The following is a 22,526-nucleotide window of genomic DNA, read 5'->3' on the forward strand; positions in this document are numbered from 1 at the left end:
GTTATTGAAAAATCCACCTTTTCACTCTATTAATATCTTATCTGTAAAAGATAGTATTTTATGAGCATTTATTCTTTTGTAGATTGCAAAGTATACTAAATTAGAGTTTAATAGAAAAGTGGTTAAATCATAATGCGTATTTTGTACTATCATTACAGTGTTAATAAAGAAAAGGGGTTTGTTTTTTTGTGTTTACTGTGTTCCTGAGAGAAGCTAACCAAGAATCGCTACTGGAAGTTGGGTCTAAAGCATTACACTTGGCGAACATCATAAATGAGGGGGTTCATATCCCCAATGGATTTGTTCTCAAAGCAGGTGCTTTAAAAAGATTTATGAAAGAGAATGCTTTACATAATCAAGTACATAAAGAGGAATTCATTGATGTATTCATGAAGGCTCCTCTTCCGAAAGATATAGAAAAGGAAGTGTTATCTTCCTATGAAAAGTTGAAGGAACTAACAGGCTCCGTTGATTTGGCAGTGGCTGTTAGGTCATCTTCTTCTGCTGAAGATTTAAAAGATGCTTCCTTCGCCGGTCAATATGAGACGATTTTGAACGTTTGTGAGGAGGAGCAATTGCTTTATGCAGTCAAACAATGCTGGGCATCCCTGTTCTCCGATCGTGTTCGTGAATATGCGACACAAAAAGATATTTCTTTAGATGCTTTTCCGATGGGGATTTTAATTCAGCAAATGGTGTTCCCGGATGTAGCCGGAGTGATCTTTAGTCTGAACCCCATTACTCAAGATCCTAATGAAATGATCATTAATGCGAGTTACGGCTTGGGTGAAGCCATTGTTTCAGGAATTGTGACCCCCGACACTTTCATCGTGAATAAAGAAACAAAGTCTATCATGAAAGATTTAGGTCTTAAAGAAGTGAAGATATTGCCTATAAATAATCAAATCATCGAAGTGGAAACGACACCGGAAGAAAGTGACGCCTACTGTCTTAATGAAGAAAGCATTTTATCTTTAGAGTCTGTCACAAGTAAATTAGAGGCATTTTATGAATTCCCTGTTGACATAGAGTTTGCCATTAAAGATGACATGATTTTCGTTCTTCAATCTAGACCCATTACATCTTAGAATTAAGGAGAGTGCGGAAAATATGTTGAATATTGAAAATTTCCGAAGTGAATTAATACTGAACGAAGAAGATAAACAAAATGGATTTTGGTTTCTAGATGAATTGCATCTACCCGGTTCTTTAACCCCCCTGTTTGCGTCTTACATGGCACCAGCCGTTACAGAAGGGACAAAAAAGGCTTATGAAACATTGAAACTTCCAATCCATCAATTCCAAATTAAAATTTCTGATTCCCACTATTATCAGAATACCGTTTCATATCAAGGGGATATTGCAAAACGGTTGGAAGAAAATGCAACGGCTATAGAAGCATTGTTGCCAAACTTAAGTGATATATTCTGGAATTATATGAATCAAGAGTTAATCCCGTACTTTAACACACTGGACCAATACCGTAAAAATGGCTTTACTTTGGCAGAAGCAAAGGGAATCCTTATAGAATTATTTGAATTTTTCAAACGCGCATGGGAGATTCACTTCGAGGTCGTTATGCCTAGAGGCTCTGTTGGTTTACTTTTAGAAGATGCCTATAAGAATTTAACGGGTGACACGAATACGACCTATGTGTATGACCTCCTTGAAGGTGTGATGAACAAATCATTAGAAACGGATCGAGTTTTATGGAACCTTGCGAAGGTGGCTATGGCGTCACCTGAAATATCGAGCTGTTTTGCTTCCGTTCCTAATGAAGATTTAGTGACGGAGCTTAAAGCATCTCCTGAAGGCCAAACTTTCCTGGACCAAGTCCAAGATACGTTAGAAATTTACGGGTGGCGCATCGCGAATTCCCATGAGTTTTCTGATGAAACATGGGTGGAGAATCCTGAATATGCCTTAGCTGTCATTTCGGAATATATGAAGAAAGACTTCGATTTTGATGAAGAATTTGCACGTGTTGTAGCGGAACGCGAACATAAAGTTTCTGCTCTGTTAGAGAAGTACCCGGAGAGTGAAGCAAAAGCAAGGTTCAAGCAGATCCATGACTGGGCGTTAGCCTATTGGGGTGTTGATGAAGATCATCACTTCTACATTGATGCCATGCTTCCGGCTAAAGCTCGAATGGTTTTATTGGAAGTGGGTGCACTCTTAGTTGAAGCTAAAGCAATCGAAGAAAATAGCGATATCTTCTTTTTATACTTGGATGAGTTAGTGGAGTTAGTGAATAATCCAAGAGATATAACCACTAAAATCGTTGAGCGCAAGGCTGTACATGAACAAGATTCGAAGAAAGAGATTCCTCAGACATACAGTGTGCCCCCACAAGAGGAAGTGGCGCCTGTCATCGAAAGAATCTTTGGAACAAGAGCGGCGGAAGTGGATGAACAAGAACAAAGCTTTAAAGGATATGCGGCCTCAAAAGGAGTCCATACGGGTACGGTGAAAATTGTTCGGGATCAGAATGATTTTTCTAAAGTTCAAAAGGGGGATGTACTCGTTTGTAAAACAACACTCCCACCATGGACCGTGCTATTTTCTATATCCGGAGCTGTTGTCACGGATGCAGGTGGAATCCTGTCCCACGCCGGAACGGTTGCCCGTGAATACAAGCTTCCAGCCGTTTTAGGTACAAAAGTGGCAACGCAGATGTTACAAGATGGTGATATCGTACGTGTGGATGGAACAAATGGAGTCGTGTACATTGTTAAAGAAAAGTAACCATATTCCTTTGCTTGCGATTTTAACGGGGGCGTTTCTAGTCCCGTTGAATTCTACAATGATAACGATAGGTTTATCTACGATCATGGACGCCTTTCAGACGAATGTAGCAAATGTCTCCTGGATTGTGACGGTGTATCTCATTATCATGATCGTAGCCCAACCAATAGCAGGAAAACTCGGGGATATGTATGGAACACGCAAATTGTTCTTACTCGGCTTGCTTTTATTTCTAGTGGCTTCGTTAGTATGTGTCTATGCACCTAATTTACTGGTATTGATCATTGGTAGAGGCATTCAAGCTTTGGGTGGGGCTTTGATTACGCCTAATGGAACGGCGATCATTCGCTTTATCACACCTAAGTCAAAGTTAACCAAGGCATTCGGTGTGTTTGGTTTTGCGATGTCGATTGGGGCGGCACTCGGCCCACTCATTGGGGCCATGCTAATTAGTGGATGGGGTTGGCATGCCACCTTTTGGATAAACATTCCTTTAGCTGTTTTATCATTCTTTATCGCTTATATATTCTTACCGGATATCGAACCGAAAAGTCGTACTGCATTAGATATACATGGTTCACTTCTATTAGGTACATTCTTAACGGTTCTTGTCCTGATCGTGACAAATGGATGGTACAGGAATGGTTGGTTATGGTTGATTTTTATACTATCTTTCTTTCTTTTCGTATATCGAGAGAAGCGATGTAGCTATCCTATCATTGATTTTTCACTCTTTAAGGACTCTAGTTTTACAAGTGCAAATCTATCCATCCTACTGAATAATGCCATCATGTATTGCACCATTTTAATAATGCCAATGATGCTAGAAAGAGATGCCGGATACTCAATCGGATCGATTGGACTTCTTTTGTTCGTATTCTCTTTAGCTATTTCCATTGCATCATGGGTAGGTGGATATGTAGAGGGTAAGATGGGAAAGGGTATGACGGTTAGGTTATCTTTTGCCCTAATAGGTCTGGCATTGGTATTATATGTTGTTCTTCCAAGTATCAATGGAATAGTCTTTGCCGGTTTGATTTTATTTCTAGGTGGGATTGGTTCGGGCTTAGGCGTTCCTTCTATGCAAGCAGCATCTCTTGAATCCGTTGCCAAGGAATTAACAGGGGTTGCTTCCGGTATTTATTCCATGTTTCGTTATATGGGCTCAATTGCCGCATCTGTCATCATCAGTTTACAAATTAATTATTCCGTCACGGTGTATATTTTACTTGTCTGTTCGATAGGTGGATTGTTTGTATCGAAAGGTATGTTCATCCATGTGAAAAAAGAAGAAAAGAAAGCAAACACACACATTTTATAGCTTTTGGCTGTGTACAGAAAGTAGACAAACCTGAAAATCGGTTTGTCTACTTTTTTTATGGCTTGTACCATATGGGATGTTGATCTCCACTCCAGGCACTCGCTTTCCGCGGGCGGTCCGTGAGCCTCCTCGGCTTACGCCTGCGGTGTCTCACGTAGACACGCGTTTCCCGCAGGAGTCTCGTGCCTTCCGTTCCAATCAACTATGTTTTATCTCATAGATCTGAATTCTTTTTACTAAAGTCATGGATGTTGAATATAAGGAAGTGGATTTCCGCTTTCCGCGGGCGGTCCGTGAGCCTCCTCGGCTTACGCCTGCGGTGTCTCTCGTAGACGCGCTTTGTCCGCAGGAGTCTCGTGCCTTCCATTCCAATCAACTATGTTTTATCTCGTAGATCGAACCTTTTTCCTAAAGTCATGAATGTTGAATATGAGGACGTTGATTTCCACTCCAGGCACTCGCTTTCCGCGGGCGGTCCGCGAGCCTCCTCGGCTTACGCCTGCGGGGTCTCCCGTAGACACGCTTTGCCCGCAGGAGTCTCGTGCCTTCTGCTCCAATCAACTATGTTTTACCTCATAAATCGAACCCTGTTTTCCTAAGTCGTGAATGAATATGAGGACGTTGATTTACACTCCAGGCACTCGCTTTCCGCGGGCGGTCCGCGAGCCTCCTTGGCTTACGCCTGCGGTGTCTCCCGTAGACGCGCGTTTCCCGCAAGAGTCTCGTGCCTTCCGTTCCACTCAACTATTTGTTACCTCATAGATATAATCCTTATCCCTGACCTGAATCTTAAACGCACGCTCCTTATCCAGAAACAAAAACTAAATATGTATATCATTGACAGTTATATCGGCCGCTGATACAATAAGTGTATCAACAGTCGATATAACGTTAGACGATAGGTGGGGGAATGATGGAAGATAAGGCTCCTTTGACAGAGGGTGTTTATTACATCCTTTTATCTTTATATGAACCAAGGCATGGGTATGGGATTATGCAATTTGTTTCCGAACTTAGCGATGCTCGTGTTGAGCTTGGTCCTGGAACGATTTATGGTGCGATTAAGACATTGGTGAAGCGAAAATGGATTGTTGCATTAGATGAGGATGGACGAAAAAAGGAATATGTTATTACGGATGCTGGGAAGCTGATGGTGGAAAGTGAAATGAAACGACTCCATGAGTTGTATCATAACGGTTTACTCATTACGAAAGGGGAGAACCAGCTGTGAAGAAAGTAAGGTATCGCTTTTACTTGGATTACGAAAAAGAAGAAAAGTGGATCAATGAGATGGCTACGCACGGTTGGCACCTTGAGAAGTTTTCTTTGGGTCGGTTCACCTTTACAAAGGGGGAGCCTGGTGCTTTCCTTTACCGCAATGAATTTATCATGGGAAAGTCTAAAAGTGAGATGAAGGATTATTTTGACTTGCTTGAAGACAGTGGAATCACTATTATTCATGAATTTGGTGGCTGGGTGTACATGAAAAAAGTAGCATCTGAAGGTCCGTTTGAACTATATACAGATACACAATCAAGGATCGATTATTATAAGCGCATGTTGAATATTTTTCTTTTACTCTTTTTTATAAATGTCTGGTCGGGTATTGTGAACGTAGGTATTTTAGGGGAACAATCACTGCCGGAATTCTTTAACTCAGCTGTTGGTATTCTTAACATTGCCGTAGCATTGCTTATCGCCATTCCCATTATAAAAATCATTCAACGGAAAAGGGCATTGAAGAAAAGCCAGCAGTTTTTTGAATGAGCTAACACATCCATTGAATTCAAGGAGAAAGTAAAAAAGGTCTGAGTCCGATGAATAATCGAACGCAGACCTATCTATTTAATCAAGGAGTTACTTTACATATTCCTGTTTTAGTCATTTTGTTTAGGTGTTGGTTTGAAAATAGACAGCAGGTAAATCACTAAACCGACAATACCGATTCCTGCAATCGTGATGAACGATCCACCAGTGTAGAAGCCACTACCGAAGTAGAAGATTTCACGTAATCCTTCAGACGCAAAGCGGATTGGAACCCAAGGGCGTATGAAGTTCACGAAGAAATCGGGTAGCATTTCTAGTGGTGTCATTAATACACCCATACCTAGAAGCATGACAACCATGAATAACGTGATGGCTGGTTTACCGATCCATGCCGTAATGGCTGATACTAATAGGAAGAAACAGAATGCTGCAAACGATACGAAGAATGCAACTAGTAAGTAACTTGGCATGTTAATACCGGCGATGGACGCTAATGTCGATACTGTAAAGCCAGAGAATAGGGCGATGATCACGCCGAATAATACTTGACCACCCATTAAGCGTAATGTTTGTTTACGTGTTAAGTTTTCTTTCTTAGTGATGTTTGATATGGCTAAGAATAGGATGAAACCGCCGATTAAGGCACCTACCCAAGCAGGTACGGCCATTAATGTTGGTGCACTACCGTTTGCCGTTGAGGCTGTGATTTCATTAAACACTTTTTCTTCGGAAACGATTGGGTTCACTAATACAGCTGCTTGGGCTGCATCAATTTGTTGACCATCCATTTGCTTGATGAAATTTGTAGAATATTGATTATTTAATTGGGTAACTAAGCCGTTTAATGCAGTTTTCGCAAAGTTAGCACCCGTCATGTTATATCCTTGGTTAATATAAATTTTCAATTGTGCGGATTTGTTATTCTTCACGGCATTTTGTAAGCTATCGTTATACCCTTCAGGAATGACCAATGCGGCATAGTACTGTTTATCATCGAATAGATCTTCAATATTTTCTTCTTTTTCCTTTGTAAAAGCTAACATCGGTTCTTCGCCATCCGTGCCTTTACTCATTTGTTCAACGGCTGATTGGACAGCGTCTACATGTGCTCCTTCATCATTGACAATAAGGGCAACCGGTAAATTTCTTACTTTCGGGTTACCTTGGGCGAATAAGTTTACCGAAAATAGAGCGATAATTAATATAACCGCGATGGGAGCAGCCCATGCTAGTTTATTTTTAAATAGTCTCAATGTATATCATCCTTTCTCAATTTTCAACATGTTGTTCAGTGGTATGTATATATCTTATAGTTTTTAGGACCATATAAGCAATGAACAAAAGTGAACAGATTGTTCAATTTTAGGACGGAGGTGATGATGATGAGCATGTATGCAGAGAAAAATCGAAAAACCAAACAGCTCATTCAAACATCGTTTGTACATATCTTAGAAAATAAGTCATTTGATTCGATTACGGTAGGGGACATTACGAAAACGGCACAAATTAACCGCGGAACATTTTATTTGCATTATCAAGATAAATTCGACTTGCTAGATCGAATAGAACAGCAGTTGTTTGAGGACTTAGGCAATCATATTGATGAATTGCAATCGCGCTATTCATCGACTCATACGTTTGAAAAAGGACAGGAGCAATTAGCGGCTGCCTTATTTAGCTCCATTAAAATGCATGCGCCCTTATTGAAGATATTTTTAAGCAATCATGGGAGAACAGGTTTCCACCTTCGATTTCGAGATGCCTTTTCCGAAAAAGTGCGTGTTAATTTAGAGAAAAATGAAAGCTTCCATGCATCAAATTTAAACGTGCCCATGGACTACTTTCTATCCTTCATTACGTCTGCTTTTTTAGGATTGATCGAGCAATGGGTACAAAATGATTTAGATAAAACTCCTCAGGAAATGACCGAATTATATATTGATATCATTTCCTATATTCAAAAGAAATAACCAGATACGAAATAAAAAAACGACATGAGCTCTGAAATTTCATAGAGCTCATGTCGTTTAGTCATTATCTGAATCCCGCTGTGGATTAATTATGGGAGGGTCCAGTAATAAGAGAAGTAATAGCAAGTACGATATGAATAGGACGCGTTATTCAGGGATATGAACGGTTAGGCTACCTATCACCCCATGTTATCCAACTCGATGTCCAACTAACTTTGATGTAGGGAGCATCCCTGCTTTTGCTTCACCAATCATTTTGTTTCCATCTACGTAAACGCTGAAATTCAAATTAAGGCGCATGGGCTTAGACACTTTCATGGACCACTTTAATTGATTCGATTCTAGTACGGGATCGTCCATTGTGACAATATCATCTCCTTGCTTTGCTGTACCTACTAGTTTCCCATTTTGATAGGTTACATGTAATAAAATCGGGATTTTTCCAATGGGAGTGGAGATTGTGGTATCCCAATTGCCTTGGAAGTCATCTCTTGAATCAGTTGGGATAACGGACTCATCACTTGTCACTCCAATATCATTTTCCTGTCGGATTTCTTTCGGTACATTTCCTTCATTTCTCCAAACCGTACCTCTACGTTCGTACTCAAACAGCTGTTCCACCGCGTGGGCTATAAGTGGGCCTAATTCTCGCTCAACCAGGTAAAGGGCAACATCTAGTCCAGAAGTAACGCCACCGCCAGTAACAATATCCCCATCATCTACAATTCGAGCATGAACAGGAATTGCATTCGTAGTACTTAAAAGCCCCATTCCCATGTGATGGGTAACGGCATGCCGACCTTCTAATAAGCCGCTCATGGCCAATATAAGGGAACCACCGCAAACTGTGGATAGCAATATATCTGGATTTCCGATGGCTTGTTTTAATAATTGTCTCAAGTTAGTTTCAGATGCTTGCTGGAGCCTAACTGGTATCGATTTGGCTCCAGTATCATGAACAGAACCAGAGCTACCCGGAATAAGAATGATTCCTTTACGAGTTACGTCAAGTTTCCCACTTGCTTCAATTTGTAAACCATTCACTCCACTTGTCACCATTCGTTCCCCTTCTGCAGAAACGAGTGTTACGGTTAAGTCATCTTTAAAGTACATCCCAGCAGCAGTAAACACTTCATAAGGTGCAATAGCGTCTAATAAATCAAATCCATCAAACAATACAATTTGGATATGCATAATTTTTCCTCCATAACTGAATTTCCTATGTTCCTATTTAGTAAGAAGTTCTTTAAATCTTTGGTATTCGGCCTCTGTCATTTCCCCTTTGCTTACCAGCTTTTTTAGATGGGTAAGTTGATTGGAATCCTTATAACGAGATCGTATGGCGAATATGCGAACGGCTACAAAACAAAATAATGTAAGACAGAACAATGCACCAAATGGAAAAAATAAATAACTTTGATCTTCAACACCCATTATTAAATCCCCCTCGAAGTTATTAGAATTGTGGAACGAAACATTACAATAGTTGAAGTTTGTTTCACAGTTAAAGAATAACCGTTAAATATCTCAAAAAATGGTATGAAACAATCACAAAATAATCACAATCCATCCTAAAACGTTTCCTTTTTCAAAAAAGTGATAAAATTGAATCAAATTGTAAGGATGGTATATAGGGGAGCCAATTAGAGAGGGGAATTAGATTTGTGAAGGATGTACATACCGTTTTAGTTGTGGACGATGACCATAGCATTGTTGAATTATTGAGGGATTTCTTAATAAATGAGGGATTTCAGGTGAAACTTGCTTATGATACTACTCAGGCGCTTGATGTGGTAAAGCAATGTAGAATTGATTGCCTTGTCCTTGATATCATGATGCCGGGACAAAATGGTTTTGAGTTATGTCGGCAGATTCGTATGAAAAGCAACGTCCCGATTCTTTTTTTGAGTGCGCTTAGTGATGATGTAGACAAGATACGAGGTCTTGCACTTGGAGGAGATGATTATATAGTCAAAACCGCTTCGCCTGGTGAGATTGTTGCAAGAGTGAAGGCGGTATTACGTCGCTCCAGTTCTCAGCAAGAGTTAAAGGGGAAGGTCTTGGATTATGGACGCCTCTCGTTGGATTTATCCACAAGAGAGGTATCTATAGAAGGGCAGCCCATCTCGCTTACACCGAAAGAGTATGATTTACTGCAATTATTCGCGGAACATCCGAAATATGTTTTTACATACGAGCAATTACTCGAAAAGTTTTGGGAAGGGATTGGGGACAAACATACTATTCGTGTCCATCTAAGTCGACTTCGGGAGAAAATTGAAGCGGACCCTAACGAACCGAAATTTATAGTCAATGTATGGGGTATAGGCTATCGTTTTAAAGGAGAATAAAATGAAAACCATTCGAATTCGTCATTTCACCATCCTCTGCCTACTCATTATCCTTACTTTCCCGTGGGTGTTTTATGTAGGTGGGCATATTCTTGAAACAAAGTCATTCAATCTCGGAATGGATGAACCACAACAGGAGAATATGGAAGCGATAACTCACTTGATTGAAACAAATACTGATAAATGGAAAAGTCCTGCTTGGCAAGACCAATTAAGCGGGCTTTTAGAGAAAGCAGACATGGGCGTGTCGATACTATCCGGATCTAATCAGGAGATTTTTCAATCGGACTCTGACCGAGGGCCGTCCTCTGCGAGCGTGGAACAGTTTTCAATCATACAGGATGGGCAGGTGCTTGGAAGGGTTGTCATCTATCAAGATCATTCAAAAATGACTCAAATAATTGCAGTCATTTCTGGCCTAATCGTGGCGATTTTGGTCATTACCTATGCAATGCGAAGATATATTCTCATTCCTTTGGAGAAAACGGGTCTATGTGCTCGACAGATTGGAGAGGGAGACCTGGATATCCAGTTACCTTCATCAAGGATTTCAGAAATTGATGAGGTACATGACGGGTTTACTATTATGGTAGATAGTCTAAAAAAATCCTTTCAGAAACAGGATGAATTGGAAGCTGAAAGGAGATTTGTCATTACTGCTGTTGCACATGATTTACGAACGCCTTTGTTTGCTTTGCGTGGTTACCTAGATGGTTTAGAGCAAGGCATTGCTGATACACCTGAAAAGAAAGCAAAGTATTTGGCGGTATGTAAGGAGAAGTCGGCGCAGTTGGATCGATTAGTAGAGGATCTTTTCACGTTTGCTAAGACGGAATACCAAGAAGTGAATCTGCCTGAAAACAGGATTGATCTGTGTCTTGTTCTCAAGAACTCCATAGAAAGCCTGCGCCTGCAGGCTCAGCAAAAGGGGATTTCTATCATGACAGATCATTTAAAAACGGGTTGCTACATCAAGGGTGATTCGCACTTATTGGAACGAGCCCTGAATAACTTGCTAGATAATGCGGTAAGGCATACACCTAGGAATGGAGAAATATTCATTACTTGCAATAGAGAGGATAACCAAGTGATCTTTACGGTACAAGATACAGGAAAGGGGTTCTCTATGGAAGACCTTCCGCGAGTATTTGAACCACTATATCGTGGGGAAGCATCGAGAAATCGCTCAACCGGAGGAGCAGGATTAGGTTTAACGATTTCTCAGCGAATCATTAGACAGCATGGTGGTGAGTTGGTAGTAGGAAATAACCCAGAAGGTGGTGCAATCTTAAATGGTTGGTTACCTTTGGGGAATTCTTAGTGTAGCATGCTTTCCGCAAACAGCTGGAAGGTATATCGAAACAAATCATCCATGAAAAAGCAGAAGGTGCCTAAGCGCTTCTGCTTTTTCCTTCATGTTCATTAACCTTTTAAGAAATCAGCTTTAGCGAAAGCAGGGTTCGGGTACTTGTAGAAGCCTTCTCCTGCTGCTCTGCCTGTTTTCCCTTTGTCGATGTATTCCGTTTTCAAGAGGTTAGCCAATTTTACGAAATGTGGATCACCTGCTTGAGCCTTGGCATTGGCAATGTTATAGGCGGTGGTGATTCCCACTACGTCCAAGATGGCGAAAGGTCCGAGTGGAGCGCCTGTTGCAATCATCCATGTCTTGTCGATGGTTGCAGGGTCGGCGACTTCATTCAATAGGAGTCCTTGGCCTGCTTCCAAGAACGGAACCAATAAAGAGTTCAAGATATAGCCGGGTTGCTCTTTATGTAATGGCAGGGCAACCATTCCGATTGCTTTTGCGAATTCAATCACTTCATCAAAGTACTGGTCATTTGTTCCAGGGTGCTTCATGACTTCAGCGGTATTGTTTTTCCAAATTTCATTCGCGAAGTGTAAGGCGAGGAATTTCTCGGGACGGCCTGTCGCTTCTGCAAATTGACTTGGCAATAATGTCGAAGAGTTCGTTGCAAAAACGGTTTTCTCAGGCGCAACTTTTCCTAATTCCGTATAAAAATCAGTTTTAATCTGAACGACTTCTGGAATCGCTTCAATCACAATATCCGCATCCGCTACAGCTTTTGCAAGATCGGAGTGGAAAGTAAGACGGTCATAAGCGACGTTTAAATCTTCGTCTGTTGCCCCTAAATCTTCTTTATAATACGGCTTCAAGTTCGTGATTCTTTCTTTGGCACGTTCTAAAGCATCGTCGTTAATGTCATATATCGTTACATTGAATTTTCCTACGTAAGCAGTTTGGAAGGCTATCTGACTTCCTAAAACGCCGCTTCCGGCAACTGTGATTTTTTTGTAATTCATCATCGTAAAAACCCCTTTTTCGTTAGTTATCCTCGTTTGTTTAAGCTTTCATGAATGAAATGCAGGGATAGACTTGATGTTTTTAAGTATTCCCGTAAACGACCTTAATAAACGCAAAGACAAATCCGGACGCATGTCTAAAGTTCTATTTAATTTTAACAAAAAAAGGGGAATAAAGTCCTTTTGGAAACCTTGTTATCCCTTTTTTAGACCCTGACTTATTTGTCTTTTGCCCCGGCATTAGGATTAGCGAAGAGAGGGCACCACGTGATTGCGACGACCGAAATCACATCTCAGAAAACGGATCTAATGCGAGAAGCACAGGAGCAAGGCTTGAATATGGACGTGCTCAAATTGGATATCACGAATGAACGGGACAGGGCTCTGATTGATGTGTATGATTTTGACGTGTTTGTGGCCAATGCTGCTATTAACGAAGGCGGTGCACTAGGGGAAGTGCCGATGGATCGGTTCCGGGCGATTTTCGAAGTGAATGTATTTGCGACACTTGAATCCGTCCAACATGCAGCAAGGAAGCTGGTCAAGAAAGGAAGCGGGAAAATCGTGTTCTTGAGTTCGATGGCCGGAATTATCACGACCCCATTCGGAGGTCCATATGCGACAACCAAACATGCCATCGAGGGTATGGCGTTAACCTTGAAGGATGAGCTTGAGCCATTTGGGGTCCAGGTGGCGACCATTAATCCGGGTGCCTATAATACGGGCTTCAACGACAGGGCTGCAGAGGAGAAATGGAAGTGGTTCGATGAGACACGCAACTTTACACGAAAGGAAGATATGGAGAAACAGGATGCCGGATTAAAGAACCAACTTGATCCGGAAGACATGATCGAGAAGATGATTGAAATCATCCCGGCCGACCACCATAAATTCCGTACAGCCTATCCGGAAAAAACGGAAAAACAAATGAAGCAAACCGAACAGGATCGTTGGGATATGGAGATTTGATGAAACGAATAAAAAGCACTCATTTTGAGCCATTCAAAATGAGTGCTTTTTTATGCTGTCTTTAGGCATGCCTGTACCGCCAGATAGAAGAGCCCTACTACCTACAAAAAAACCAAGGTCAATCAAAAGTGGGTTTCATGCCCTATTACTTATTGCTTTTTTCAAAATACTCTGTTTAGAGTAAGCTGAACATACGTGCAAATGTAGAAGGCAGAGAATCTTTAGATATTTTGAAGGAGGAATAAGGCTTAATGAATAAAGAAGTGATTCCTATTAAAGAAATTACGAATTTTCAATCACGTGCTGATGAGTTTTTCCCGATTGAATGGTACAAAGAAATGCTTCACGATCATCCTGTCTATTTCCATGAGGGAACGAATACGTGGAATGTGTTTAAATATGAACATGTTAAACAGGTGTTAAGTAACTATAAGGTTTTTTCAAGTGAAGGACCTAGAAGTGCTATTTTCGTTGGAGCGGGTAAGAAGGCAGAAAAACCTTCTTCCATAACGAATCTTACATTGGTGGATCCACCAGCACATCGGAAGAGCCGCTCCTTGTTAGCAGCCGCTTTCACCCCGCGCAGTTTGAAAGAATGGGAACCTCGTATTCACCAAATTATTAGCGACCTTGTCAATGACATTCCAGCTGACTCAACGGTCGATATTATAAAAACATTCTCTGGCCCTTTACCTGCTATGGTTATCGCGGATTTATTCGGGGTGCCGATTCAAGATCAACACCAGTTCAAAGAATGGGTGGATATCCTGTTCCAACCTTATGACGAAGCAAGGTTGGAAGATATCATGCGTAAAAAGGAACAGGCGGCAAAGGAATATTTCCAATACCTATATCCGATTGTCGTTCAGAAACGTTCGAATCTGTCAGATGATATTATCTGTGACTTAATCCGGGCAGAAGTGGATGGGGAAAGGTTTACGGATGAAGAGATCGTGCAGGCGACGATGCTCCTATTAGGCGCGGGTGTCGAAACGACTAGCCATGCGATCGCGAATTCTTTCTATTCATTACTTTATGATGATCCGTCAATCTATGGAGAACTCCGGAATGAGCCTGAATTGATTCCGAATGCAGTCGAGGAAATGCTACGGTATCGGTTCCACAGCTCCAGACGAGATCGTACGGTTAAAGAAGATAATGATTTATTAGGGGTTCCGTTAAAAAAAGGGGATACCGTCATCGCTTGGATGAGCGGCTGCAATCTGGATGGAGATATGTTTGAAGATCCTTTCAAAATAGACATCCGCCGTCCAAATAATAAGAAGCATTTGACCTTCGGAAGCGGGCCACATTTCTGTTTAGGTGCACCGCTTGCACGATTGGAAATGAAATTGGCTTTGGAGCTTTTCGTCAAGAAATTCTCTCGTATCGAACCTGTCGAAGGGTTTGATTTAGAACAAAACTTAACCGAATCCGCTACTGGACAGTCCTTAACGTATTTACCGGTCAAGGTCTATAAGTAAGAGAGGAAATTGCAATGCTTTAGGGACATCAGAATACTCTGATGTCAGAGTTTAGACAAAAGGGGGTCGGAAATATTAAGTTCCGATCCCCTTTTGAAATTCCTTTCGAATCTTCGCCTAAACTTGCCGTGTCCAATTTGCCATCTTCTATACATTCAGGGCAGGCTCCATTTTAAGAACTAATAATTCTATTGTGAAACAATCATGACTTAGGAAATAGGGTTTTATCTATGAGTTAAAACATAGTTGATAGGAACGGAAGGTACGAGACTCCTGCGGGAAAAGCGTGTCTACGGGAGACCCCGCAGGCGAAAGCCGAGGAGGCTCGCGGACCGCCCGCGGAAAGCGAGTGCCTGGAGTGGAAATCAACGTCCACATTGTACAAGCCATACAAACTCGATTTTTATAGAGTTTGTCTACAGTCTGGCATCAGAATACTTCTGATGTCCTTTTTTCCATGATTTTTAGCTGGAGAATCAACTATCAGAAAACTTCCTTAATGCTGTTCATGTGCTAAAAATAGTCATGAATGATTCCTTTAAATTGTTTGCATAGCAAGAGAGCTTTAGGAATATAAAACAAAATTTACGAAAACCTAATCAAGAAAATACTTATAAATGGTTTCTGCAAAAGACCAAGCAGGCTTTTAGGAATATCCAATCCAAAATAGTATAATAGAACGTATATGAAAGTTGATTTAGAAAGGGGCTAACTATTATGGCACAATCATTAAAAAATAAAGTAGCAATTGTTACCGGTGGGGCAAGAGGAATCGGGAAAGCAACGGCTATCGCACTAGCTAAAGAAGGAGTAAACGTCGGTTTACTTGCAAGAACAGAGGCAACTCTAAAAGAGGCGGCTACCGAAATTGAAGGGTTAGGCGTTAAAGTGGCCTATGCAGCGGCTGATGTTTCATCAAAGGAACAAGTGGAAACAGCGATTGAATCTTTAACAAAAGAGTTGGGGAATGCGGATATTCTAATTAATAGCGCGGGTATCGGAACATTCGGTACGGTTATGGAAATGGATCCAGAAGAATGGAAACAAATCATTGATACAAACTTAATGGGCACCTATTATGTCACACATGCTGTACTGCCTCAATTAATCAAGAAAAATGGTGGGGACATCATCAATGTGTCTTCCACAAATGGATTGAGTGGAGCCGCTACATCAAGTGCATACAGTGCATCCAAGTTTGCGGTGATTGGTTTTACAGAATCCTTGGCACAAGAAGTTCGCCGCAACAATATTCGCGTGTCTGCTTTGACACCAAGTACGGTGGCAACAGATCTTGCGCTTGACCTAAGCTTAATTAAGGAAAATAACGATACAAAATTCATCCAACCTGAAGATATTGCAGAATTCATCGTGGACCAATTAAAGATCAATCCACGTATGTATGTCAAAACAGCAAGCTTCATCGCAACGAACCCATTTTAATGCCATTTATTTTCAATAAATAAAGAACTAAAAGAGTTAGTTATCCAAAAGGATAATTGACTCTTTTTTTGTTATGAAGGCATCTAAGTTAATGAGAATAATTTCTGGTTTTCTGGAGAAATTTATCAATTATAGGTTTTCTTTTTTCAAAACGAAGGTATAGAAGAAGTATTGTCTAATTAGTTAGTAAACGACTTTTAAGAAATTAAGGGACGGCCCCTAATAGATAGATGAGCGGTTATCTAGTAATCCTCATTACTGAGAATATATGATATTTATTGAGAAAGAAATATGTAATTCATTTTACGTGCATTCTTTACGTGCATACCCTATAATGGTTTTATATTGATTATAATAATTATCATTTAATATTTAATATAAGTGATAATTCCCCTTATAAACTGGAATACTAGTGAAGTAAGGGCCACTATTTTTAAGGAGGTTTTCATTTTGGCAGAGAACAAAGATATGAATGCTCCAAAAGGACAGGATCAAGAAAAAGATGTGAAACGCGATACGTTGACCACGCGTCAAGGTCACCCTGTGACGGATAACCAGAATATCCGAACAGTAGGTAATCGCGGTCCCGCTACACTTGAGAATTATCATTTCATCGAAAAGATTTCCCACTTTGACCGGGAGGAAGTGCCGGAGCGTGTGGTTCACGCACGTGGTGCTGGAGCATTTGGCTATTTTGAAGCATATGGAAAAGTCGGAGATGAACCTCCAGAAAAATATACACGGGCGAAAGTATTTTCGGGTGCTGGGAAGCGAACACCACTCATGGTCCGTTTCTCTACCGTGGCAGGATCGAAGGATTCGCCAGAAACAGCACGGGATCCACGCGGTTTTGCCGTGAAAATGTATACGGAAGATGGTAACTGGGATCTTGTCGGTAACAACCTGAAAATTTTCTTTATCCGTGATGCGATGAAGTTCCCTGATATGATTCATGCATTCAAGGTGGATCCAGCATCGAACGTGGCGAATCCTGAGCAGATGTTCGACTTTGTTTCCCGTTCACCTGAAGCTACGCATATGATTACATTCCTATTTTCTCCATGGGGCATTCCAGCTACATACCGCCATATGCAGGGTTCTGGAGTGAATACTTATAAATGGGTGAATGACAAAGGCGAAGCTGTGCTTGTAAAGTATCATTGGGAGCCTAAGCAAGGCATCCGCAACTTAACCCAAGAAGAAGCAGACGCTATTCAAGCGAAGACCGTCGCCCATGCGACACAGGATTTATATGAATCCATCGAGCGTGGCGAGTATCCGGAATGGGAACTCTATGTGCAAATCATGGAGGATGACTACCATCCAGAACTTGATTTCGATCCGCTAGATGATACAAAACTCTGGCCGGAAGATAAATTCCCATGGTTGCCAGTCGGTCGTATGGTCCTTGATCGCAATCCGGTGGATTACCATGCGGAAATCGAGCAGGCCGCCTTCGGTACAGGGGTCCTTGTCGACGGAATGGATTTCTCCGATGATAAAATGCTCCAAGGCCGTACGTTCTCCTACTCTGATACGCAACGCTATCGTGTAGGTCCGAACTATCTGAAATTGCCTGTGAATGCTCCGAAAGTGCCTGTCCGCACGAATCAGCATCGTGGTCAAATGGATATTCGTGACCCGAAAGAGAATGGTGAAAATCCATCGATTAACTATGAACCTTCGATGATCGGCGGGTACAAGGAAGCAAGCAAAGAAGAGCGTCCACAGCACCGTCCGAGCTATAATGCGGCGGTAATGAGCGAGCCGATTGACCGTCCTAATAACTATGGTCAAGCGGGCGAAACATATCGCAGCTTTGAGGACTGGGAACGTGATGAATTAATCAACAACCTATCCAATGCACTTGCAATATGTGACAAACGTATTCAAGATGCCATGGTTGAGCACTTTACACAAGCCGATGAAGAATATGGCCGCCGTGTGAAGGAAGGCATCGAAATGAAAATGAAAGAAATCAAGGAAAAACAGGAAGAAGGCAAGATTCCAGGCCGTGAATCAGGTAAGTCGAAATATGGCCAAGGTACATTAGCGGCAAATGAAGCGACTAAAGATGCCGTGAAGAAAAGCCACGAAGCCGATCCTTATTAAGAGGCAATAAAACAAAGCAGCTGTCCCGAAGTCGGTGAAAACTGACGGGCGGGCAGCTTTTTTTTAGTCTTTGGTTAAAGAGTTCTTGTTATTTCGGTGTCCCCTTTATTGGTACCAATAAATGTCGGAAATTGGATACAATATGTTAAAATATAAGGGGATTATAATCTCCTGATCAATATGTAAAAGAAATAACGAATAGGGAAATGGGGAATGAAAATGGATGTGAGATTTCCAATTGGGGAATTACAAGTACCTGAACAAGTAACACTAGAAAACATTCAAGAATGGTTAAAGGATATCGAAACATACACCGTTCAATTAAGAGAAACTGTTGACTCATTAAGTGATGAGGAATTAAGGAAAACATATCGTGAGGGTAGCTGGAATATTCGTCAGCTTGTTCATCACATTGCAGATTCCCAGTTGAACATGTATCAACGTTTGAAGCTGGCTTTGACAGATGAGAACCCAACGGTACCAGGTTTTGACCAAGAAAAGTGGGCCATTCAACCGGACACTGAACTTCCCATAGAAAGTTCCATTAAAATGCTAGAGGGGATAAATGAGCGTATCGTTGCTTTAGGGCATAGTTTAACCGAAGAGCAAGTACGTCGGACTTTCACTCACCAGGAAAATGGTGAAATAACAGTGGCAAAAAAAATCGCAAAATTAGCTTGGCACGAAAAGCACCACTTAGCCCATATAAAAATTGCCTTATCGAAATAACAATTGAATAGAATGGGCTTATCGAATGTCGATAAGCCATTTTTTAAAACGGGTATCCACTAAAGGGTGTAGCAAATCAGCTAAATGTCTTCAATTTCTTGATTGAAAAATTGTCCTCTAATAAAGCCCAGTTTTGGGGGTAAGGGAAACCTAGTGCCCAGTAGCTGATGCCGCGGAGCTTATTTTGCTTTGCGAGTTCAAACTTGGCTTGGGCGCTCCGTGCATCTTCAAACCATACTTCATGCGTTTTCCCTTTTTCGTCTGTATAGCGGAAAAAGGGTGATTGGGCGACCGGATCATATTGAATGGGTGCTCCGTGCTTAACGGCCCTCCTTACGGCTTCTTGTGGGCTGAATGTCTCCGCTTCCTGGCCTTTAACATGTGGGAGGAGCCAATCCCGTGCATATATTTGGAACCCTAAAAAGATCTTTTCTGCAGGAATCACCGTCAAGGCATACTCCACGACTTTCCTCATTTGGTCGAGGGGAGAGATGGCTTGAGGGGGACCCATCCGATATCCCCATTCATACGTCATGAGCACGACGAAATCGACAATCCGTCCATGCGCTTCATAATCATGTGCTTCATATAACACACCAGCTTGCTCTTCGCTCGTCTTGGGCGCAAGGGCAGTGGAAACCAAATAGCCTCTAGCATGAAGACGCTCAACCGCCAGTTGCAGGAATCGGTTGTAATCCTCGCGATTCTCGGGCAATACATTTTCAAAATCGATGTTTAGTGCGGTATAGCCTTTGTCATCCATCACTTCAAGCACATTTCGAATGACCTTTTCCCTTAATGAAGAATTGGACAAAATGACTTGGGCTAGGTTGGATCCAGCTTCCGTTGAAGTGAAGTTCGTAATCGACATCATGGGGACGATGCCTTTTGAAATCGCGGCGTCGACCATATCTTCATCATTCAGTCCTTCTAATGTGCCATCTTCCTTGATTTTATACGCAAAGGGGCTGAGGTAAGTAAGTAGTTGGCCGATATCTTGGATGGATTGGACGGCTGCATCACTTGATTGATAGGTATAAGCATTCACTTCTATCGCTCGTTTCGACCTTGGGATGATGAGGTTCATTCCTACATAAATCGTGTTTGGGTCTTCGATTTGATTGACACTCAAGATGGCCTGAACGGTCGTGCCATACCAAACGGAAATGTCCCATAACGTTTGTCCCGACTGAACGACGTGTGTAATGGGCGGGATATATAGAACACTGCCTTGGTAAAGTACGTTTGGATCGGTAAGTTGATTGGCTTGCATGAGTGTTTGAATGGTCAGTCCATATTGCTGGGCAATCGACCATAAGGTTTCTCCGGCTTCAACGATGTGAGAGGTCCCGATGTGAGGAATAACCAATGACTGGCCAAGCGTTAATTGGCTTGGGTCGGATAATGCATTTAATTTAACAATTGAATCGATCGTTACTCCATAGCGGTTTGCAATTTTCCATAACGAATCGCCACTGCTTACTACATAGATAATCAACAGAACTCCCCCTTAAGTCATTTCATTCATGCATTCTATGTAATAGCCGTTTAAATGTGTATTTACCTATGGAGTTTTTCAAACGCGATTGCTTAAAAAGGGTCATCTTGATGTGGAAGCGGTATAATAAATGGGTATATGCAGACATTAAAAACGTGCATAAGGACCATGCAAATGACTATTTTTGTTTTAAATATGAGGAAAAACCAGTACAAACATGACTAAAGAAAAGGGGATTCTATGACAAAAAATAATGAATCAGGATGGAACTTCGAAAATAGCTATGCTGGACTTCCAAAAGCTCTTTTCACCCTTACCGACCCGACTCCAGTAAGTGCACCTGAATTGATCATTCTCAATGAAAAGCTGGCTGCTACTTTAGGGTTGTCCGCGGAAGATTTAGAAAGCGATGAGGGTGTGGAAGTACTTGCTGGAAACGAGATTCCTGAAGGAGCCTTGCCCCTTTCCCAAGCATACGCGGGTCACCAATTCGGTCATTTCACAATGCTAGGTGACGGGCGAGCGGTGCTCTTGGGTGAGCAGATTACGCCAGAGGGGGAAAGGATGGACATCCAGCTTAAAGGTCCAGGAAGAACACCCTATTCACGCGGGGGGGATGGACGCGCGGCACTGGGTCCGATGTTACGTGAATATATCATCAGTGAAGCCATGCATGCGCTGGGGATTCCCACATCACGTAGTTTGGCTGTAGTGAAGACAGGCGACCCGGTCTATCGGGAAACTGTGCTACCCGGTGCGGTTTTAACGCGAGTGGCTGCCAGCCATCTTCGTGTCGGAACTTTTCAATATGTTGCTAAGTGGAGGACAATCGAGGAAATGCAGGCCCTTGTCGACTATACCATCAAGCGTCATTTTCCAGAGGTGGAAGCTGCTGAAAACCAAGCTCAATTGATGCTAAGGGAGGTCATCAAACGACAGGCCAAGCTTATTTCAAAATGGCAGTTGGTTGGCTTCATACATGGGGTGATGAACACTGACAACATGACCATTAGCGGAGAAAGCATCGATTACGGCCCATGTGCCTTCATGGATACCTATGATCCGGAAACGGTATTCAGCTCCATTGACGTTCAAGGCCGTTATGCCTATGGAAATCAGCCGTACATTGCCGCTTGGAACCTAGCCCGATTGGCGGAAAGCCTACTGCCACTGTTGCATGATGATCAGGAACAGGCCATTCAACTGGCGCAGGATGAAATCTCGGAATTCAATAAGTTATATCATACACATTGGTTCAAGGGCATGAGGGCGAAGTTGGGCATCTTTAATGAAGAGGCAGAAGATGAAGCGCTGATCGAAGGACTCCTCGACATGATGAAGAAGCATCGGGCAGACTATACGAATACCTTCCGTGCCTTAACGTTTGAAACAAAAGGGGACGCAGCCCTTTTCGATTCTCCGGAGTTTGAAGAGTGGCATAAGTTGTGGCAGGAGCGAGTAGGGCGTCAACAGGAATCGAAAGACTCTTCGAAGAAGCTGATGCAAGAAAGTAATCCTGCGGTGATTCCACGAAATCACCGGGTGGAAGAAGCATTGGATGCTGCGGTGAAAAAAGGCGATTACAGTGTGTTGGAACGACTTCTGGAAGTACTCTCACACCCATACGCGCATACGAGAGATCAGGAAGCATACGCAACAGTACCTGAATCATGCGGCCCGTACCAGACTTTTTGTGGTACTTAATGAAAAAAATAACTCGAAAAGATGATTCCTATTGGAGTCATCTTTTTTTCTATAGGTATTCGGGTTGAAGAAGAATCGACCTCTGTTAAAAACTTTTTAGATACATTATCC

The 22,526-nt window shown here is 41.9% G+C and carries 19 protein-coding genes; 14 read left to right on the forward strand and 5 right to left on the reverse strand.

Translation table 11 applies throughout. From position 1 onward, the window contains the following. The first annotated feature begins 188 nt into the window (after positions 1-188). The 5 genes from ACQKL6_RS14485 (at position 189) to ACQKL6_RS14505 (ending at position 5,833) form a co-directional block, all read left to right on the forward strand. Positions 189-1,088 carry a PEP/pyruvate-binding domain-containing protein gene (locus ACQKL6_RS14485; RefSeq protein ID WP_427651347.1) on the forward strand — a complete coding sequence of 300 codons (900 nt, stop codon included), beginning with the start codon at positions 189-191 and terminating at the stop codon, positions 1,086-1,088. Positions 1,089-1,110: 22 nt separating this feature from the next. Continuing rightward, the gene (locus tag ACQKL6_RS14490; protein ID WP_427651348.1) at positions 1,111-2,745 is read left to right on the forward strand and encodes a PEP-utilizing enzyme; all 1,635 of its coding nucleotides are present in this window, start codon (positions 1,111-1,113) and stop codon (positions 2,743-2,745) included. Beyond that, positions 2,729-4,066 carry an MFS transporter gene (locus ACQKL6_RS14495; RefSeq protein ID WP_427651350.1) on the forward strand — a complete coding sequence of 446 codons (1,338 nt, stop codon included), beginning with the start codon at positions 2,729-2,731 and terminating at the stop codon, positions 4,064-4,066. Before ACQKL6_RS14490 ends, ACQKL6_RS14495 begins: the two co-directional genes overlap by 17 nt. A gap of 913 nt (positions 4,067-4,979) precedes the next feature. Then, entirely contained in the window at positions 4,980-5,297 is a 318-nt protein-coding gene (locus ACQKL6_RS14500) for a PadR family transcriptional regulator (protein WP_427651351.1), read from the forward strand. Continuing rightward, positions 5,294-5,833 carry a DUF2812 domain-containing protein gene (locus ACQKL6_RS14505; protein ID WP_427651352.1) on the forward strand — a complete coding sequence of 180 codons (540 nt, stop codon included), beginning with the start codon at positions 5,294-5,296 and terminating at the stop codon, positions 5,831-5,833. Before ACQKL6_RS14500 ends, ACQKL6_RS14505 begins: the two co-directional genes overlap by 4 nt. 110 nt (positions 5,834-5,943) lie before the next feature. On the opposite strand, the gene ACQKL6_RS14510 is transcribed toward ACQKL6_RS14505, so the two are convergent. Beyond that, positions 5,944-7,086: an ABC transporter permease gene (locus ACQKL6_RS14510; protein WP_427651353.1), complete on the reverse strand. Its 1,143-nt coding sequence runs from the start codon at positions 7,084-7,086 to the stop codon at positions 5,944-5,946. A gap of 129 nt (positions 7,087-7,215) precedes the next feature. Here ACQKL6_RS14510 and ACQKL6_RS14515 point away from each other — a divergent pair, with 129 nt between their 5' ends. Further along, entirely contained in the window at positions 7,216-7,803 is a 588-nt protein-coding gene (locus tag ACQKL6_RS14515; RefSeq protein ID WP_427651354.1) for a TetR/AcrR family transcriptional regulator C-terminal domain-containing protein, read from the forward strand. A 189-nt stretch (positions 7,804-7,992) separates the two neighbouring features. Here the strand turns inward: ACQKL6_RS14515 and ACQKL6_RS14520 are convergent, their stop codons facing one another. Next, on the reverse strand, positions 7,993-8,997 hold the full coding sequence (locus ACQKL6_RS14520; RefSeq protein WP_427651355.1) for a DJ-1/PfpI family protein: 1,005 nt from the start codon (positions 8,995-8,997) through the stop codon (positions 7,993-7,995). Positions 8,998-9,030: 33 nt separating this feature from the next. Beyond that, on the reverse strand, positions 9,031-9,237 hold the full coding sequence (locus ACQKL6_RS14525; RefSeq protein WP_427651356.1) for a movement protein p6: 207 nt from the start codon (positions 9,235-9,237) through the stop codon (positions 9,031-9,033). A gap of 230 nt (positions 9,238-9,467) precedes the next feature. On the opposite strand from ACQKL6_RS14525, the gene ACQKL6_RS14530 reads away from it, so the two are divergent. Next, a complete protein-coding gene (locus ACQKL6_RS14530; RefSeq protein ID WP_402871671.1) occupies positions 9,468-10,154 on the forward strand; it encodes a response regulator transcription factor in 687 nt (228 codons plus the stop codon). A 1-nt stretch (position 10,155) separates the two neighbouring features. Next, positions 10,156-11,475: a sensor histidine kinase gene (locus ACQKL6_RS14535; RefSeq protein WP_427651357.1), complete on the forward strand. Its 1,320-nt coding sequence runs from the start codon at positions 10,156-10,158 to the stop codon at positions 11,473-11,475. Positions 11,476-11,576: 101 nt separating this feature from the next. On the opposite strand, the gene ACQKL6_RS14540 is transcribed toward ACQKL6_RS14535, so the two are convergent. Then, positions 11,577-12,476 carry a 3-hydroxyacyl-CoA dehydrogenase gene (locus ACQKL6_RS14540; RefSeq protein ID WP_427651391.1) on the reverse strand — a complete coding sequence of 300 codons (900 nt, stop codon included), beginning with the start codon at positions 12,474-12,476 and terminating at the stop codon, positions 11,577-11,579. Positions 12,477-12,689: 213 nt separating this feature from the next. On the opposite strand from ACQKL6_RS14540, the gene ACQKL6_RS14545 reads away from it, so the two are divergent. From ACQKL6_RS14545 to ACQKL6_RS14565, 5 genes are all read left to right on the forward strand, one after another. Beyond that, complete coding sequence (locus ACQKL6_RS14545; RefSeq protein WP_427651392.1) at positions 12,690-13,445, forward strand: SDR family oxidoreductase; 756 nt, start codon at positions 12,690-12,692, stop codon at positions 13,443-13,445. Positions 13,446-13,696: 251 nt separating this feature from the next. Continuing rightward, positions 13,697-14,929 carry a cytochrome P450 gene (locus tag ACQKL6_RS14550; protein ID WP_407407152.1) on the forward strand — a complete coding sequence of 411 codons (1,233 nt, stop codon included), beginning with the start codon at positions 13,697-13,699 and terminating at the stop codon, positions 14,927-14,929. Between the two features lie 717 nt (positions 14,930-15,646). Continuing rightward, positions 15,647-16,372 carry a 3-ketoacyl-ACP reductase gene (locus ACQKL6_RS14555; protein ID WP_427651358.1) on the forward strand — a complete coding sequence of 242 codons (726 nt, stop codon included), beginning with the start codon at positions 15,647-15,649 and terminating at the stop codon, positions 16,370-16,372. Positions 16,373-16,822: 450 nt separating this feature from the next. Continuing rightward, positions 16,823-18,484 (forward strand): catalase, encoded by a 1,662-nt coding sequence (locus ACQKL6_RS14560; protein WP_402871656.1) that lies wholly within the window; start codon positions 16,823-16,825, stop codon positions 18,482-18,484. 219 nt (positions 18,485-18,703) lie between these two features. Further along, entirely contained in the window at positions 18,704-19,213 is a 510-nt protein-coding gene (locus ACQKL6_RS14565; protein WP_427651359.1) for a YfiT family bacillithiol transferase, read from the forward strand. 76 nt (positions 19,214-19,289) lie between these two features. Here ACQKL6_RS14565 and ACQKL6_RS14570 read toward each other — a convergent pair whose 3' ends face one another. Continuing rightward, entirely contained in the window at positions 19,290-20,711 is a 1,422-nt protein-coding gene (locus ACQKL6_RS14570; protein ID WP_427651360.1) for a LysM peptidoglycan-binding domain-containing protein, read from the reverse strand. Positions 20,712-20,951: 240 nt separating this feature from the next. Between ACQKL6_RS14570 and ACQKL6_RS14575 the strand changes: the two genes are divergently transcribed. After that, on the forward strand, positions 20,952-22,415 hold the full coding sequence (locus ACQKL6_RS14575; protein WP_427651361.1) for a protein adenylyltransferase SelO: 1,464 nt from the start codon (positions 20,952-20,954) through the stop codon (positions 22,413-22,415). The last annotated feature ends 111 nt before the right edge of the window (positions 22,416-22,526 follow it).

It is taken from the genome of Peribacillus sp. NPDC097197 (assembly GCF_050278025.1).
Lineage (GTDB): Bacteria > Bacillota > Bacilli > Bacillales > DSM-1321 > Peribacillus.